At 67.8% G+C, this 15,493-nt stretch carries 14 protein-coding genes; 8 read left to right on the top strand and 6 right to left on the bottom strand.

Annotation, left to right across the window (positions count from 1 at the left end; genetic code table 11):
• Positions 1–2 precede the first annotated feature (2 nt).
• Both AUL30_RS15940 and AUL30_RS15935 read right to left on the bottom strand, forming a co-directional pair.
• Positions 3–362 (bottom strand): cell division protein ZapA, encoded by a 360-nt coding sequence (locus AUL30_RS15940; RefSeq protein WP_062228871.1) that lies wholly within the window; start codon positions 360–362, stop codon positions 3–5.
• A 36-nt stretch (positions 363–398) separates the two neighbouring features.
• Positions 399–677: a DUF4164 family protein gene (locus tag AUL30_RS15935; RefSeq protein WP_062228870.1), complete on the bottom strand. Its 279-nt coding sequence runs from the start codon at positions 675–677 to the stop codon at positions 399–401.
• 373 nt (positions 678–1,050) lie between these two features.
• Between AUL30_RS15935 and gap the strand changes: the two genes are divergently transcribed.
• The 4 genes from gap (at position 1,051) to AUL30_RS15915 (ending at position 4,809) form a co-directional block, all read left to right on the top strand.
• Positions 1,051–2,067 carry a type I glyceraldehyde-3-phosphate dehydrogenase gene (gene gap, locus AUL30_RS15930; RefSeq protein WP_062228869.1) on the top strand — a complete coding sequence of 339 codons (1,017 nt, stop codon included), beginning with the start codon at positions 1,051–1,053 and terminating at the stop codon, positions 2,065–2,067.
• A gap of 23 nt (positions 2,068–2,090) precedes the next feature.
• Positions 2,091–2,660 carry a putative glycolipid-binding domain-containing protein gene (locus AUL30_RS15925; protein ID WP_062228868.1) on the top strand — a complete coding sequence of 190 codons (570 nt, stop codon included), beginning with the start codon at positions 2,091–2,093 and terminating at the stop codon, positions 2,658–2,660.
• A 29-nt stretch (positions 2,661–2,689) separates the two neighbouring features.
• The gene (locus tag AUL30_RS15920) at positions 2,690–3,883 is read left to right on the top strand and encodes a phosphoglycerate kinase (RefSeq protein ID WP_062228867.1); all 1,194 of its coding nucleotides are present in this window, start codon (positions 2,690–2,692) and stop codon (positions 3,881–3,883) included.
• Between the two features lie 146 nt (positions 3,884–4,029).
• Complete coding sequence (locus AUL30_RS15915; RefSeq protein ID WP_244490864.1) at positions 4,030–4,809, top strand: SGNH/GDSL hydrolase family protein; 780 nt, start codon at positions 4,030–4,032, stop codon at positions 4,807–4,809.
• On the opposite strand, the gene AUL30_RS15910 is transcribed toward AUL30_RS15915, so the two are convergent.
• Positions 4,788–5,798: a ligase-associated DNA damage response exonuclease gene (locus AUL30_RS15910; RefSeq protein WP_062228926.1), complete on the bottom strand. Its 1,011-nt coding sequence runs from the start codon at positions 5,796–5,798 to the stop codon at positions 4,788–4,790. The two genes, AUL30_RS15915 and AUL30_RS15910, sit on opposite strands and share 22 nt — an antisense overlap.
• 106 nt (positions 5,799–5,904) lie before the next feature.
• Between AUL30_RS15910 and AUL30_RS15905 the strand changes: the two genes are divergently transcribed.
• From AUL30_RS15905 to pdeM, 4 genes are all read left to right on the top strand, one after another.
• Positions 5,905–6,813: a class I SAM-dependent DNA methyltransferase gene (locus AUL30_RS15905; protein WP_062228866.1), complete on the top strand. Its 909-nt coding sequence runs from the start codon at positions 5,905–5,907 to the stop codon at positions 6,811–6,813.
• A 73-nt stretch (positions 6,814–6,886) separates the two neighbouring features.
• Positions 6,887–7,561 carry a YitT family protein gene (locus AUL30_RS15900; RefSeq protein WP_062228865.1) on the top strand — a complete coding sequence of 225 codons (675 nt, stop codon included), beginning with the start codon at positions 6,887–6,889 and terminating at the stop codon, positions 7,559–7,561.
• Positions 7,562–7,607: 46 nt separating this feature from the next.
• Positions 7,608–10,130, top strand: a complete 2,523-nt coding sequence (locus AUL30_RS15895) for a ligase-associated DNA damage response DEXH box helicase (RefSeq protein WP_062228864.1) — start codon at positions 7,608–7,610, stop codon at positions 10,128–10,130.
• Between the two features lie 98 nt (positions 10,131–10,228).
• Positions 10,229–10,939, top strand: a complete 711-nt coding sequence (gene pdeM / locus AUL30_RS15890) for a ligase-associated DNA damage response endonuclease PdeM (RefSeq protein ID WP_062228925.1) — start codon at positions 10,229–10,231, stop codon at positions 10,937–10,939.
• Between the two features lie 4 nt (positions 10,940–10,943).
• Here pdeM and AUL30_RS15885 read toward each other — a convergent pair whose 3' ends face one another.
• From AUL30_RS15885 to AUL30_RS15875, 3 genes are all read right to left on the bottom strand, one after another.
• Positions 10,944–11,738: a TIGR02186 family protein gene (locus AUL30_RS15885; protein WP_083507988.1), complete on the bottom strand. Its 795-nt coding sequence runs from the start codon at positions 11,736–11,738 to the stop codon at positions 10,944–10,946.
• Positions 11,735–12,664, bottom strand: a complete 930-nt coding sequence (locus AUL30_RS15880) for a sulfite exporter TauE/SafE family protein (RefSeq protein ID WP_062228862.1) — start codon at positions 12,662–12,664, stop codon at positions 11,735–11,737. The genes AUL30_RS15885 and AUL30_RS15880 overlap by 4 nt, the downstream gene beginning before the upstream one ends.
• 184 nt (positions 12,665–12,848) lie before the next feature.
• Positions 12,849–15,365: a tetratricopeptide repeat protein gene (locus AUL30_RS15875; RefSeq protein ID WP_062228861.1), complete on the bottom strand. Its 2,517-nt coding sequence runs from the start codon at positions 15,363–15,365 to the stop codon at positions 12,849–12,851.
• Positions 15,366–15,493 lie beyond the last annotated feature (128 nt).

Genomic DNA, 15,493 nt, shown 5'->3' with positions numbered 1-15,493 from the left:
GCTCACGGGCGCTCGGCAAAGCGTTCCAGCTTCAGCGCCACCTTCTCGATTGCCTCCGAAACGCCGTTCATCGTCTCGATCAGCACTTCGCGTCCATTGCGGACCTGGTCCTGGCCGCCCTGCAGCTCGGCCACCTTGCGCTCCAGCGCGCCGACACGCTGGCGCGTCTCGCTGAGTTCGTCCATCGTCATGATGGCCGCCATCACCGTCAGGCGCTGGTCGCCGATCTCTCCGAAGCTCTGCCGCAGCGTGGCCACCCGTTCGTCCAGGTCCGCGCCCAGCGCGAGCAAATGTTCTTCTTCGCCCTCGGCGCAGGCCATGCGATAGGCCTTACCGTCGATTGTGACCACGATCTGCGGCATGTTCGTCCCCCGACTGCCTGTTGCGCAATGCCGCTATCAGCCCCGGCGCTGTTCCATCACCTGGCGGATCGCCTCCATGGCGGCGACGAGACGGCGGGAAACCTCGCGGTTCGCCTCTTCCAGACGTCCAGCCTTCAGCATGCAGGCATCGAGCTCCCCCGCCAGCCGCCCCCGATCGGCGGTCATGCGCTGAATTTCCTCGTCCACGGTCACGGAGGCGCTTTTGTCGGACAGCCGGTCGCTGACCTGTTCCAGCCGCTCGAGGGCGCGCTGGAGCCTGGCCGAGGCGCCCGCGAGCGTTTTCTGTTCCTCCATGCGCGTCAACGACCCTCAATCATGCCCGCCATGCGGCGGGTTCCGTAATGCCTGGCGGAAGTCCGATCCGCAGATTTGTAGAGCACGGCGGCGGACTTGAGAAGCGCACCGGCGTATTGGCCCCGCCACCCCCGTGGGCCGGGCCGCCCTAGCGGCGGCAAAGGGCAAGGATAAGGCGGCCTTCGCTCCTGCAAGCTCCGAATCGGTTGAATATGCCGCGCCGCGAAAAATTTCCGCCGTCACCTGCAAAATGGCCGCGATTTCGGTTCCCTCCCGGCCCAACGATGCTCTAAGAAGCAACGGCCCACGGGCGGTCCGAACGCGCCCGAAGAGCTATCGATGGGTTTTGGGCAGGTTCCAAGGAGGACAGCAAATGGCAATTCGCGTCGCCATCAACGGATTTGGCCGCATCGGCCGCAATGTGCTTCGGGCGATCGTCGAATCGGGCCGGACGGATATCGAAGTCGTCGGCATCAACGATCTCGGCCCCGTGGAAACCAATGCACACCTGATCCGCTTCGATTCCGTTCATGGCCGTTTCCCCGGCACGGTGACGGTCGACGGCAATACGATCGACGTCGGAACCGGCCCCATCCGCGTGACCGCCGAGCGTGATCCCCGGAACCTTCCCTGGAAGGAACTCGGCATCGACGTGGCGATGGAATGCACCGGCATCTTCACCGATCCCGAGAAGGCCTCCGCCCATCTGGAGGCCGGGGCCGCCAAGGTGCTCATCTCCGGGCCGCTGTCGGGCAAGACCGGTGCTGAAAAGACCATCGTCTACGGCGTCAATCACCACACGCTGACGGCGGGCGACACGATCGTCTCGAACGCTTCCTGCACGACCAACTGCCTGGCGCCCGTCGCCAAGGTCCTGAACGATGCCATCGGCATCGACAAGGGCTTCATGACGACGATCCATTCCTATACCGGCGACCAGCCGACGCTCGACACCATGCACAAGGATCTCTACCGCGCCCGCGCGGCGGCCTTGTCCATGATCCCCACCTCGACTGGCGCGGCCAAGGCCGTCTCACTCGTCCTGCCCGAGCTGAAGGGCCGTCTGGACGGCGTCGCCATCCGCGTGCCGACGCCGAACGTCTCGGTCGTGGATTTCAAGTTCCTGGCCAAGCGCACCACCACGGTGGAAGAGGTCCAGGCCGCCATCCGCGCCGCCGCGGACGGCCCGCTCAAGGGCATTCTGGGCTACACCGACCAGCCCAATGTCAGCCACGACTTCAACCACGATCCGCATTCCTCGGTCTTCCACATGGACCAGACCAAGGTGATGGACGGCACGCTGGTGCGCATCCTGTCCTGGTACGACAATGAGTGGGGCTTCTCCAACCGCATGTCCGATACGGCGATCGCCCTCGCCAAGGCGGCCTGACGGTTCGGGCGGGAGCCGGCGCAATGTTTCAGCCCATCCGCGCGCGGGACATGCGCTGGCGCTCCATCGACGGGGACGGGCTGGAACATGCCAGCCTTCGCCCCCGTCCCGATGGCGGGGTCGACCTCAGCGGCGTCGTCATCGGCGCACGGGGTGGCCGACCCTATGGCGTGTCCTACGCCATTGCCTGCGATGCAGGCTGGCGGGTGCGCCACCTGCGTTTGACCGTGACGGACGGCCGTGCCCTTGCGCTCACGTCGGACGGGCACGGACACTGGGCCGATGCCGCGGGTTCCCCGCTGCCTGGCCTGTCGGGATGTGTCGATGTCGATCTGGCCGGCACGCCCCTGACGAACAGCCTGCCGATCCGGCGGCTGAACCTCGTGCCCGACCACGGCACGGCGGATCTGACCATGGTCTACATTCCCTTCGACAGTTTCGAGCCGGTGGTCGACGGTCAGCGCTATACCAGCCTGGTGGCCGGCAAGCTCTACCGCTACCAGGCCGCCGATCGCAGCTTCACGGCCGATCTGCCGGTCGATCCGGACGGGATCGTCCTCGACTACCCAACCCTCTTCAAACGGCTCGTCTGACCGGGCCGCCTCTTCCTTCGGAGGATCGAATGACGCTTTTCAAGACGCTTGACGATGTCGACCCCGCTGGCAAGCGCGTTTTGGTGCGCGTGGACCTGAACGTCCCCATGCAGGATGGCGCGATCAGCGATACGACCCGCATCGACCGCGTCCTGCCGACCATCCGGGAACTGTGCGACAAGGGCGCCAAGGTCATCCTGCTGGCCCATTTCGGGCGGCCGAAGGGCAAGGTCGATCCCTCCCAGTCGCTGGAACCGGTCGCCGCGGCCCTTGCGCAGAAGCTCGGCCGGCCTGTCGGATTTGCCGATGACTGCGTCGGCCCGGTGCCGGAAGGGATCGTCGCCAACATGACGGATGGCGATGTCCTCCTTCTGGAAAACACCCGCTTCCATGCGGAAGAGGAAAAGAACGACGACGGCTTTGCCGCCCGTCTCGCCAGCCTGGGCGATCTTTACGTCAACGATGCCTTCTCGGCCGCCCACCGGGCGCATGCATCGACGGAAGGCATCACCCACCACCTCCCCTCCTATGCCGGCCGTGCCATGCAGGCCGAACTCGAAGCCCTGGAAAAGGGCCTGGGCGATCCGTCCCGGCCGGTCGTCGCCATCGTGGGCGGCGCCAAGGTCTCGACCAAGATCGACCTTCTCTCCAACCTGGCCGGCAAGGTGAACTGCCTCGTCATCGGTGGCGGCATGGCCAACACCTTCCTGGCGGCGCTGGGCAAGGATGTCGGCAAATCGCTCTGCGAGCACGACCTGGCCGACACGGCCCTGTCCATCCTGAAATCGGCCGAAAGCTCCGGCTGCGTCATCCTGCTTCCGGTCGATGCGGTCGTGGCGCGCGAGTTCAAGGCCGATGCCGCGAACGAGGTCGTCTCCGTGGACCGCGTCCCGAGCGACGCTATGATCCTGGACCTCGGGCCGGCCAGCATCGGCCAGGTCAAGGAATGGATCTCCAAGGCCCGCACCCTCGTGTGGAACGGCCCGCTCGGCGCCTTCGAGCTCCGGCCCTTCGACGCGGCCACCGTCGCGGCCGCAAAGCATGCGGCGGCGCGCACGCGCGGCGCGCATCTCGTCTCGGTGGCCGGCGGCGGCGATACGGTGTCGGCACTCAACCATGCCGGCGTGGTGGACGAGTTCACCTATGTCTCCACGGCCGGCGGCGCCTTCCTGGAATGGATGGAAGGCAAGCCCCTGCCGGGCGTCGAGGCGCTGAAGGCCTGACGGCCTTTTGACCGAACTGGACTGATCGCGCCACACGAAGCGCGCTATACTGACGACAGCCCGGATGCGCGGCGCCCCCCGATGCGGGGCGGCAAGGCGCAGGCCGGGCTGTCCTGTTCAAACACCGTTTCGCAGGAGTCCAAGGCTTGGCGAAGGCGCTTCTGTCCTGGCTGATGTTTCCGATCTATGTCTGGCAGGGCATCGGCCTGCGCCGGCGTATCGAGCGCATGCGCCCGCCCGAAGGGCCGTCGAGCGGGTGCTTCGGGCGCGATGAAGCGCCGGCCGGCATCCGGCTCCTGGTCGTAGGCGATTCCTCGGCTGCCGGGGTCGGTGTCGAGCGCATGGATGACAGCCTAGCCGTGCGGCTGGCCGAGCGGCTGCACGCCGTGACGGGGCTGACCGTCGCCTGGCGGGCCGTCGGGGCCAACGGCGCCGTGTCGTCGGAACTGCGCGACCACGTCGTGCCCAACATCGCGCGGGAGGCCTATACCCATATCCTTCTGTCGGTCGGCACCAACGATGTGAAGAACTTCCACAGCCTGCGCCGTTTCAAGAAGGGCTTCGGCGGGCTCATCTATGCGCTGCGTGCGCGCTGGCCGGATGCGCGCATCGTCTGGTCGCCGCCCGTCGATATGCGCCGCGTGCCTGCGCTGCCGCGCGGCATCGGAGCGGTCCTCGAAATGCGGGCGCAGATGGTGCGCAGGCTCGGCACGCGCCTGTGCCTGGAGCGCGGGGCCATCCCCTCCACCACCCTGCCGCGGGTCGAGCCCGCCGGCTTCTCCCGCGATGGCTTCCACGCCTCGGCGGAGGGCGCCGCCTATTGCGCGGGCCATCTCCTGTCCTACGTCATGGGCGATCATCCGCCCCTGCAGCTCGCCTCCGGCCACGGCGCCGGAAGCGCGGTTCATTCTCCCTCGTCCTCATAGCCCACCAGATGCAGCGGGCGGGCGCGGATGCCTTCCAGCTCACACCATCGCACGAGCGCTTCCTCGCGCCCGTGGGTCACCCAGACCTCTTCGGGCCCGATCTCCCGGATCGTCTGCGTCAGCTCGTCCCAGTCGCAATGATCGGAAATGATCAGCGGCAGTTCGACGCCACGCTGGCGGGCACGCTGGCGCACCTGCATCCAGCCGCTGGCAAAGCAGGCCAGCGGATCGGGGAAGCGCCGCGCCCAGCGATCCGCAAAGGCCGAAGGCGGGCCCACCACGATGGCTCCGGCAAAGTTGCGGCTGGCGCCCCGCTCCAGCGTCGCCGGCTCCAGGCGCCCGAGCGCGATCCCCTCCTCCTCGTAGAAGCCGCACAGCCGCGTCAGCGCGCCATGGATGAAGATCGGCGCGTCATAGCCCTCATCCCGGATCATCCTGATGACGCGCTGCGCCTTGCCCAGCGCATAGGCCCCCACCACATGGGCCCGCTCCGGAAATTGCTCCAGCGAGGCGAGCAGCTTGGCGATCTCGTGGCGGCCGGGCGGATGGCGAAAGACCGGCAGGCCAAAGGTCGCCTCGGTGATGAAGACGTCGCAGGGGACGGGCTCGAAAGGCTCGGCCGTGGCATCGCGCGTACGCTTGTAATCGCCCGAGGCGACGATCCGCCGTCCGCCGACCTCGACCGCGATCTGCGCGGAGCCGAGCACATGGCCGGCCGGGTGGAAGCTGACCGTCGCATCGCCGATCCGGCGGGGGGTGCCGAACTCCACCGGATCGCGTGTGCCGGTAAAATCCTGCCCGTAGCGAAGCGCCATGATGTCGAGCGTGCGGCGGGTCGCCATGACGGCCCCGTGGCCGGGGCGGGCATGGTCGGCATGGCCATGGGTCACGAGCGCCCGCGGCACGGGAACGACGGGGTCGATGAAGAAGTCCCCGGCCGGGCAGTAGAGCCCCTCGCGGACAGGACGCAGTATCTCGTCGAAGCGCATATTCACGGTTGCTGTCATCCTATCCACGCGCGGGATTTGGTCCTTGCGGCGGTCGACCCTTCCGGGCATATGCGCATCTGCAACTCTTTTCGAAAAACCAAAGACCGTGCTCGACCAACGTCATCGCTCCGGCGATCCGCGTGCGGATCGCCGTGCCGAATATGCAGAACATTATGCCCGTTCGGGCGATGTAAAGGCCGCGGTCGAATTGATCGGGCAGGCGCTGGAACTCGCGCCCGACTGGACACTCGGCCGGCTGCGGCAGGCGGAGTATCTCGATGCCGCGGGTGACAGGCAGTCTGCGGCCGCCGCCTATGCGGCGATCGTCGACGCGGACCCGGCCGATGTCTATGGCGCGGGGCTCAAGCTTGCCGCCATGGGCTATGGGCCCGTGCCCGACGCGCCGCCGCCCGCCTTCGTGGCAAGCCTCTTCGATCAGTATGCCGAGCGCTTCGAGGCCTCGTTGGTGCACAAGCTGCACTACAGCGTGCCGGACACCTTGTCCGACATGCTCGGCCTGAAAGACGGCCCGCCGCTGGGCGCTGCGCTGGATCTGGGCTGCGGGACCGGCCTGATGGGCGAGCGGCTGCGGCCTTATGCCTTGCGCCTCGACGGCATCGATCTCTCGGACGGCATGCTCGCCAGGGCGCGCAGCAAGCGCCTGTATGACGGCCTCTACCAAGCCGATATCGTCGCGCCACCAGATGCGGTCCTGCAGCGTCGCTACGACCTCGTGACGGCAGCGGACGTCCTGATCTATCTGGGCGATCTGACCCCCGCCTTCGGCACGGCCCGTGCTCTCCTGGCAGAGGGCGGGCGTTTCGCCTTTTCGGTGGAAACCGACGAAGCCGCCCCGGCCTACCGCCTGCGCCCCAATCTGCGCTACGCCCATGCAACGGCGCATGTCGTCGACCGGCTGCGTGCATGCGGCTTTGGTTCTGTCCGCCAGCAGGCGACGATCCTGCGACAGGACGCTGGAGAGGATGTCGCGGGGATGCTGTTTATCTGCGACTGATGGTGAAACCACCTTGTATCCCGCCCGGTCCTTCCGTACCATTTCGCAGTTGCGAAACGGATGGTTCGGCAGGATGTCAGGCTGGAACGAACCCCTCGATGCCTCGGTCGATGCGGCGCGGCGCGCACACCGCTTCGGCAACTGGAGCGCCACGGCCACGCGTCACACCGTCTGGGAAGATGCCTGCGGCATCGTTGCGGGCGTCGCGCTCACCGCGCTCGGCCTGACCATGCTGGGCCATCTCGGCTTCCTGACCGGCGGAACGGCCGGCCTGACCTTTCTGGTCCACTACGCCACCGGCTGGAATTACGGCCTCGTCTTCTTCATCCTCAACCTGCCCTTCTATGCGCTGGCCGTCGGGCGGATGGGCCGCGCTTTCACGGTCAAGACCATGGTCGGCGTGGCGCTCCTGTCCCTTTTGATGGGTGTCCTGCCCGCGCATTTGCGGTTCGGCCATATCGACCCGCTGCTGGGCGCGGCGCTGGGCGGGCTTCTGGTGGGCTTCGGCCTGCTCGCTCTGTTCCGGCACCGCGCCAGCGCCGGCGGCGTCGGCATCCTGGCCGTCTATCTGCAGGATCGTTTCGGCTGGCGCACGGGCGTCACGCAGATGGTGATTGACCTGTTCGTCCTGGTGGCCTCCTTCGCCGTCGTCTCCCCCCGCGCGATCGCCTTCTCGGTCATCGGCGCCGTGGTGCTGAACGCCTTCCTGGCCATCAACCATCGGACCGATCGCTACCGTGCAAGTTGAGGCTGAGCGCCTTGGCCCCGGCGTAGCCGCTGCCTATCTAAACGGCGTGACCGAAATCCTCCCCCCGCCTGTTGCGGACGACCTCCTCCCCGACGTGTTCCGCGCCTGGTTCGCCGGCAAGGGCTGGTCGCCGCGCCGGCACCAGCTGGAGCTTTTGCAACGCGTACAGGCTGGGCGCTCCGTGCTTTTGATCGCCCCCACGGGCGCCGGCAAGACGCTGGCCGGCTTCCTGCCCGCCTTGACCGATCTCGCCCGGCGCGGCCGGCGCAAGCCGGGCACCCGGCCTCCCGGCATTCACACGCTCTATATTTCGCCGCTCAAGGCCCTGGCCACCGATATCCAGCGCAACCTCGCCACTCCGGTGGACGAGATCGGCCTGCCGATCACCATGGAAACCCGCACGGGCGATACCAGCCAGCACCGCCGCCAGAAGCAGAAGCTGCGCCCGCCGGACATTCTCCTGACGACGCCCGAGCAGCTGGCGCTCCTGATCGCCTCGAAGGACGCGGACGCCTTTTTCGCGGACTTGAAATACGTCATCTTCGACGAGCTTCACGCCCTCGTCACGTCGAAACGCGGCCATCTCCTGGCGCTCGGTCTGGCGCGGCTGCGCCACCTGCGGCCCAAGCTCCAGACGATCGGCCTGTCGGCCACCGTCTCCGAGCCGCTCGACCTGCAGGAATGGCTCGTGCCGCAGCGCGCCGATGCCGATCCGGCAGCGGACCTCGTCACCGTGGCCGGCGGCGCCCGGCCGGAGATCACCATCCTGTCGTCGCGCGAGCGGATCCCCTGGCAGGGTCACCGCGCGCGCTACGCCATCCCCGACATATACGATGCCATCAAGGCGCATCGCACCACGCTGCTCTTCGTCAACACGCGCAGCCAGGCCGAGCTTCTCTTTCAGGATCTGTGGCGGATCAACGAGGAAACCCTGCCCATCGCCCTGCACCACGGCTCGCTCGACATGCAGCAGCGCCGCCGCGTGGAACAGGCCATGGCCGCCAACGCCCTGCGCGCCGTGGTGGCAACCTCCACGCTCGACCTCGGCATTGACTGGGGGGATGTCGATCTCGTCATCCATGTCGGCGCGCCGAAGGGGGCCAGCCGGCTGGCGCAGCGGATCGGGCGCTCCAACCACCGGATGGACGAGCCCTCCCGCGCCATCCTCGTTCCCGCCAACCGCTTCGAGGTCATGGAGTGCCAGGCCGCGCTGGATGCCAACTATCTGGGGGATCAGGATACGCCGCCACTGCGCTCCGGCGCGCTGGACGTGCTGGCGCAGCACGTGCTCGGCATGGCCGTGGCAGGGCCCTTCACCGCCGACGATCTCTATGCCGAAGTCTGCACCGCCGCGCCCTACGCCGCGCTCCCGCGGGAAACCTTCGAGCGCGTCCTCAATTTCGTGGCGACCGGCGGTTACGCGCTGCAGGTCTATGAGCGCTACGCCAAGATCCGGCTGACGGAGGACGGCACCTGGCGGATCACCCATCCGCGCGTCGCGCAGGATTACCGCCTCAATGCCGGCACCATTATCGATGCGCAGAATCTGAAGGTCCGGTTGATCCGGCGGCGCACGCGCTCGGCCATTGCCCGCGGCGGGCCGGTGCTCGGCCAGATCGAAGAGAATTTCCTGGAAACCCTCTCGGCCGGCGACAGCTTCCTCTTTGCCGGCATGGTGCTGCGCTTCGAAGGCATCCACGAGATGGAATGTCTCGTCACCAAGGCGCCGGAGGGGGAGGAAGCCAAGATCCCCTATTATGGTGGCAGCAAGTTCCCCCTAACCACCTTCCTGGCGGCGCGCGTGCGCGAAATGCTGGCCGATCCCGCCCGCTGGTCCAGCCTGCCCGAACAGGTATCGAGCTGGCTGCAGATCCAGGACCGCAAATCCCTGATCCCCGGGCCGGACGATCTCCTGATCGAGACCTTTCCCAACGGCAAGCGGTACTTCCTCGTGGCCTATCCCTTCGAAGGCCGCCTGGCGCACCAGACGCTGGGCATGCTCCTGACCCGCCGGCTGGAGCGCGCACGCGCCAAGCCGCTCGGCTTCGTGGCCACCGACTATTCCCTGTCCATCTGGGGCGCGGCGGATATGGGCCAGATGATCGCTGAAGGCCGCCTGCGCCTGTCGGACCTGTTCGACGAGGATATGCTGGGCGACGATCTGGAAAGCTGGATGGCCGATTCCTGGCTGTTGAAACGCACCTTCCGTCAATGCGCGGAAATCGGCGGCCTGATCCACCGCCGGCAGACCGGCGCCGAAAAGACGGGGCGTCAGGTCACCGTGTCGGCCGATCTCATCTACGACGTCCTGCGGGAGCACGAGCCGGACCACATCCTCCTCCAGGCCACGTGGGAGGATGCGGCGACGGGCCTTCTCGACGTGCGGCGCGTGTCGGACCTTCTGGCGCGGATCAAGCACCATATCGTCCACCGCGATCTGGAACAGATCAGCCCGCTCGCCGTGCCCATCATGCTGGAAATCGGCCGCGAGCGGATCGAAGGCGAAGGGCGCGACGATGTCCTGCGCGAGGCCATGGAAGAAGACCTCATCGCCCGGGCCCTGGGCTGACCTGCCGCAGGCCGCCGCCCTCGCACCCTGTTTGCACTATGGTAAACCTTGGCTCGCGCGAATCAGTGCGCGCAGGCAGGCAGGAACGATCGATGACGATGTTGCAGCGGCGCATGCGGCAGGCTGAATGCGCCGGCGTCGAGACACAGGTGAACGGCGAGGCGCTGGTCTGCGATCCGTCCGGCGCGCTTTATGCGCCGGACCATCGGCTCCTCGTCGTATCGGACCTGCATCTGGAGAAGGGCGCCGCCTTCGCGCGCCGGGGCATGATGCTCCCGCCCTATGATACGGCCGCGACCCTTTCGCTCCTGGAAATCGTGATCGCCCGCTACGATCCGCGAACGGTCGTCTCGCTCGGGGACAGTTTCCACGACAGGATCGGCGCCGCCTTCATGCCCGCCGGCCCGCGCGAGCAGCTCGCCGGACTGATGTCTGGCCGGACATGGATCTGGATTGCCGGCAATCACGATCCCGAACCGCCGGCCATGCTCGGCGGCCATGCCACGCCGGAACACGAGATCGGCCACCTGCATTTCCGTCACGAGCCGGGGCCGCGCTGCCGGCCGGGTGAGGTCGCGGGCCATCTGCACCCTGTCGCCAAGGTCGCGGGCCGTGGGCGCAGCGTCCGGGCACCTTGTTTTGCAACCGACGGTCAGCGGCTCATCATGCCCTCCTTCGGTGTCACGACGGGCGGCATGAACGTTCTGGGACAGGCCTTTTCCGGGCTCTTCGCCGCCGAGCGCGCACGCGCCTACGTGGTCGGCCTGACGGGAATCTTCCCGCTCTCCTTCGCCATGCTGTGCCGCTAGCGCCTCAGTCCCGCCGGAACAGCACGCGGCCGAACCAGCCCGTCGCCACGGCCAGGAGAACGGCCATCAGGCCGTAGAGCGCACCGTTGCTGGCGGCAAAGACGGATATGTCGTTCTCGATCCCCGTCTTGCGCACCCACAATTCCTCGGACCGCTCCCGCAGGAACTGGCCTTCCTTGAACAGATAGGCGCGCACCGTGTGCCGCCCCACCGGCAGGTCGGACGACAGGACGAGGCTCGCCCGGAACAGGGTCTGGCTGACGAATTCGATCGTGCCGAAGGATTCCATGTACAGGTTGCTCTGCGTCTTCAGCCGCAGCATGGCCTGCGCATAATCATCGGCCTCGGCCTGCGTGTTGTCGGTGGAGCGCTGGGCGCGCAGCACTTCGTTGCGGGCGCCGATGTTGAGCTGCCGCAGCACGGAAGCCGGGGCGATGTCGCGCAAGGGGCGGCTGGCCGCCAGCGCATAGGACAGGGGCAGCGCGTCGAACTGTTCCGAACCGCGGTTGATCCAGATGCCGAAGACGCGGTCGCGCTGACGCACGACGACATTGCGCCGCGGCCCTTCCAGAACGACGACGATGTCGTAGCGCCCCTGCCGCAGCACCCGCAGATCGGCATTGTCGAGCGCACCGAAGACGACCAGCCGCGAGCCGCCGAAATTCGTGCCCACCGTGATCTCGTTGGTCGACAGGCCGATCTCGAACCCCTCGACAGGAACCTGCGCCACCGCCGCGCCGCCGCAGGCGATCCAGAGCAGGAGCGCGGCGAGCCACGCCCTCAGGCTCTCCACCCTCATGGCTGCGCACCGCTGGGCAGGCTGATGGAATAGAGCTCGTCCGGCGTGAGCACGAGGCCCACCAAAAGGCGCACCGCCACCGCAAGGACAAGGAGCGCCAGCAGCGCACGAAGCTGGTCGCCGCGCAGCTTGCGGCCGGCCTCCACGCCGAATTGCGCCCCGACGACACCGCCGATCATCAGCAGCAGGCCGAGCAATATGTCGATCGTCTGGTTGGTGGCCGCCTGCAGGACTGTCGTAACCGCCGCGGTGAACATGATCTGCACCAGCGACGTTCCGACCACCACGGCCGTCGGCACGCGCAGAAGGTAGATCATGGCCGGCACCATAATGAAGCCGCCGCCCACGCCCATGACCGAGGCGAGCACACCGATGAAGAAGCCGAGCCCCAGCACCGGAATGACCGAGACGTAGAGCTTGGAGCGCTTGAAGCGCATCTTGAAGGGCAGCTTTTGCACCCAGTTGTGGTGGCTGGAATGGCGCACCTCTCCCGAGCCGCCCTTGTGGACGCGGCGCATCGCCTGCACTGCCTCCACCAGCATCAGCCCGCCCACCGTGCCGAGCATGACGACATAGAGGAGCGATACGGCCAGATCGAGCTGGCCGAGCCGGCGCAGGATCGTAAAGAGCCAGACGCCCACGACGGAGCCGAGGGCGCCCCCCAGAAGCAGCATCAGGCCGAGCTTCAGGTCCACCGTGCCGCGCCGGTAATGGGCGAGCGCGCCCGAAAAGGACGAGGCGATGACCTGGTTGGCCCCGGTCGCCACGGCAATGGCCGGCGGAATGTTGTAGAAGATCAGGAGCGGCGTGATGAGGAAGCCGCCGCCCACGCCGAACAGCCCGGACAAAAAGCCCACGGCGGCGCCCATGCCGATCAAAATGAAGGCATTGACGGATATCTCGGCTATGGGCAGGTAAAGGTTCAAGACCGGCCCCGCATCTTCCTCTGGTGGGTCCGCGGCCAGCGTCCGTGTCCCACAGTTACCCATCGCTGCATGGCGGTGGAGCTGCCGGCGTGCAAGCCTCGTGGTGGCAGGCCCCGCCGTATCTGTCATTCCTGTCGCAGATTTGCGACAAGCCCGCCGGGCGTGCCGCGCTTCTGCGCTTGGTTCAGACCCGCCCGCCCGTGTAGCGTTCCTCGTTTGCCGCCCGCGTCGGCGGCAGCGGCCGCCATGCGGCGACATCCGCGTCGATGGCCGCACGCGCGGCTTCGTTCAGCTCCGTGGCGACACTGTCGCGGTTGCGCAAGGCCGACGCATCGCCCGAGCGGGCCGCGATGGAGAACCATTTGTAGGCTGCCGCAGGATCGCGCGGGACCCCGGCCCCACGCGCATGCAGAATGGCGAGATTGAACTGGCTGTCGGCCATGCCGCGCTCCGCCGCCGCCGCAAACCAGTGCGCCGCGCCTGCGCGGTCAGCCGCGCCGGCCAGGCCGGAAATATCGATCACCGCCAGATTGTGCATGGCCCGGACGTTTCCGCCCCGCGCCGCGACGAGGTACCAGGCCCGTGCCGTCGCCATGTCCTTGGCCACCACGGCGCCGCGCTCATACAGGCTTCCCAGCCGGTACTGCGCCGGCGCGTAACCACGCCGTGCCGCCTGGCCGAGCCAGGCGAGCCCGGCCTCCACCTCTGCCGCATCGATGAGCGTCACGCCGATGGCCGCCATGGCGGCGGCATCGCCCACCATGACGCGGGGGCCAAGATCGCCGATCCGTGGGGGCAGGTCCGGCAGCGGGCCGACCGCCTGCGCCGGCAGGCGGTCCAGCGCTACGGCGATGATATCGCCCGTCGCCTCCGGCAGGGCGCCGGCCATCCGCGCTGCCACGGATGCCGTCATTTCCATCGACACGTCGGGATCGCCATTGGCGGCCAGGCGCGGCCCGGTGGCGTCGGCGCCGTTGCTGGCGATCTCACCGGTCTGCCTGTCGCCCCCCGGCTCGAGCTCGAGCTGTGTGAACGGCAGCGCCATGAGCGCCATCATGATGGCGCCGGCGGCCATGAACATAGGCTTGCGGAAGCGCGTGCGCGCGGATGCGTCCCCGCCCTGCGCGCGGCCTGCACCCCGTTGCAGGGCATCGGCCTCCTCGGCCGCGGCCACGGCGGCGCGGCGGGCCGCGGCGATGAAATCCGCCCGGGTGGAGGGTTCGAGCCCCGCCGCCCGTTCATGGCGGCGGACGCGGTCCAGGATGCTGCCGAAATCCGGCACGTCGCGTCCGTAGCGCGTCTGCTCAGCCGGCTCGGCATGGGCCTGTGCCGGCGCACTCTCCTCCGCCTCCGGCAGGTGGCGGCCGTTCAGGTGCCGGTCGAGCGCGGCGCGCAGCCCCTCCGGCGCATCACCGGCGCCCGCCTCAGGCTGCCAGGCGCCGAAATCGGCGTCGAAGACGACGCCGCCGAAACCGTCCGAGGCGTGGATCCGCGCCTCGGCCTCAAGCTGCGACAGGCGTTCCACCACGCTCTTCAGAATGGCGCCCAGCCGTTCCTCGGTCTCGGCAAGCCGGCCGTCGCCGCTCTGCCACAAGGCCTCCAGGCGGTCGAGTTCCTGCGCGAAGGCGGTGACATGGCGGCGGTAGCGCTCGTCTTCCGCCTGTTCCAGCCGCTGCATGAAGCGGTCGAGGCGCTCTTCCAGCACCGCTTCCGGAAAGGCGCTGCGGTCGATGCGGCCGGCCAGGTCGTCGGCGCGGCGCTCCTGCGCATCGGACAGGCCGTCCAGCGCCAGGAGTATGCCGGCCAGGCGCTCTTCCAGCCAGGCCGGCACGGCCGGGGCTGCGCTGCGATCGAGCGCCAGAATGGCCCCGGAAATTTCGTCCAGCCGCTCTTCGATGCCCGCAAGGTCCGGGGCGGCGGCATTGCCTGTGCCCAGTCCGGCAAGCCGTGCTTCCAGCCGATCCAGCCCGAGCGCCGATGGCAGGCCGGAGACGATCTGTTCGACCCTGTCCAGCCGCTCGACCAGACGGGCGACGCCATCGTCGAACTGTTCGCTCGCCACCAGCGTCGCGCTCGACTGCGCCAGGCGGTCCAGCCGGTCGGTGACCGCACCCATGTGGCGGGTCAGATCGTCCTGTGTGGCGAGCCCTGCCGTTACGGCCTTCAGGCGGCGCGTATCCTCGCGCAGGGCCTCGAGGGCTTGCACATCCCCCTCGCGGCTCTCCAGAATGGCCAGCCTGGACAGGATATCGGCAAGTCCGTCGGCGATCAGCTCGGAATTGTCACGGGTGGCGAGCGTAGCCTCGAGCGTGGCGAAGGCATGCCCCATCGCCATCTGGCCGGCTCGCTGCCCCGCGGCCATGTCCTGGCGCAGATCGTGCCGGAACTGGGAAAGCTCCTTCACGACGGTACCGACGATGTCATGGCTGAAACCTTCCATGTCGCTCTTCGCCCGCATGGACGCGGCCTGCTGTGTGCTTCGATCGACGATGCGGCGCAGCCGTTCGGAGGGAGTCTGCGGCGGCGTCGCAGGCTTTGCCGGCATGTCGGGCTGCGCAGCCTCGGGCTTGCCGCCACGGCCGTCGGACAGGCGCGCCAGGCGGCGCTCCAGCTCCTCCAGCGTGTGCGTCAGCGCCGCCATACTGGCGGGGGATGTCTCCCCGCCCCGGCCGGTCACCTTCGCCTTGTCGGCTACGCCCATCTCGGTCCCCTCGAACGCATCCCCGCGGGGGATCCGGCGTCATTGCACATCCGCCTCTGCATCTTCCCGTGGAATGGTTAATCGCCCGCTAATGCCGGACGTTCCGGCGGGCGAATAGGACAGGACTT

The organism is Aureimonas frigidaquae (assembly GCF_001463905.1).
GTDB classification, from domain to species: domain Bacteria; phylum Pseudomonadota; class Alphaproteobacteria; order Rhizobiales; family Rhizobiaceae; genus Aureimonas; species Aureimonas frigidaquae.
Note: the sequence above shows the minus strand (reverse complement) of the source record. Positions and strands in the feature narration are given on the sequence as shown.

What these genes read in the sequence shown, in the direction of transcription:
- AUL30_RS15885 (WP_083507988.1), bottom strand. Translation starts at nt 11,738, where the DNA reads ATGAGGGTGGAGAGCCTGAGGGCGTGGCTCGCCGCGCTCCTGCTCTGG.
- gap (WP_062228869.1), top strand. Translation starts at nt 1,051, where the DNA reads ATGGCAATTCGCGTCGCCATCAACGGATTTGGCCGCATCGGCCGCAAT.
- pdeM (WP_062228925.1), top strand. Translation starts at nt 10,229, where the DNA reads ATGTTGCAGCGGCGCATGCGGCAGGCTGAATGCGCCGGCGTCGAGACA.
- AUL30_RS15925 (WP_062228868.1), top strand. Translation starts at nt 2,091, where the DNA reads ATGTTTCAGCCCATCCGCGCGCGGGACATGCGCTGGCGCTCCATCGAC.
- AUL30_RS15875 (WP_062228861.1), bottom strand. Translation starts at nt 15,365, where the DNA reads ATGGGCGTAGCCGACAAGGCGAAGGTGACCGGCCGGGGCGGGGAGACA.
- AUL30_RS15920 (WP_062228867.1), top strand. Translation starts at nt 2,690, where the DNA reads ATGACGCTTTTCAAGACGCTTGACGATGTCGACCCCGCTGGCAAGCGC.
- AUL30_RS15910 (WP_062228926.1), bottom strand. Translation starts at nt 5,798, where the DNA reads ATGCGCTTCGACGAGATACTGCGTCCTGTCCGCGAGGGGCTCTACTGC.
- AUL30_RS15935 (WP_062228870.1), bottom strand. Translation starts at nt 677, where the DNA reads ATGGAGGAACAGAAAACGCTCGCGGGCGCCTCGGCCAGGCTCCAGCGC.
- AUL30_RS15900 (WP_062228865.1), top strand. Translation starts at nt 6,887, where the DNA reads ATGTCAGGCTGGAACGAACCCCTCGATGCCTCGGTCGATGCGGCGCGG.
- AUL30_RS15940 (WP_062228871.1), bottom strand. Translation starts at nt 362, where the DNA reads ATGCCGCAGATCGTGGTCACAATCGACGGTAAGGCCTATCGCATGGCC.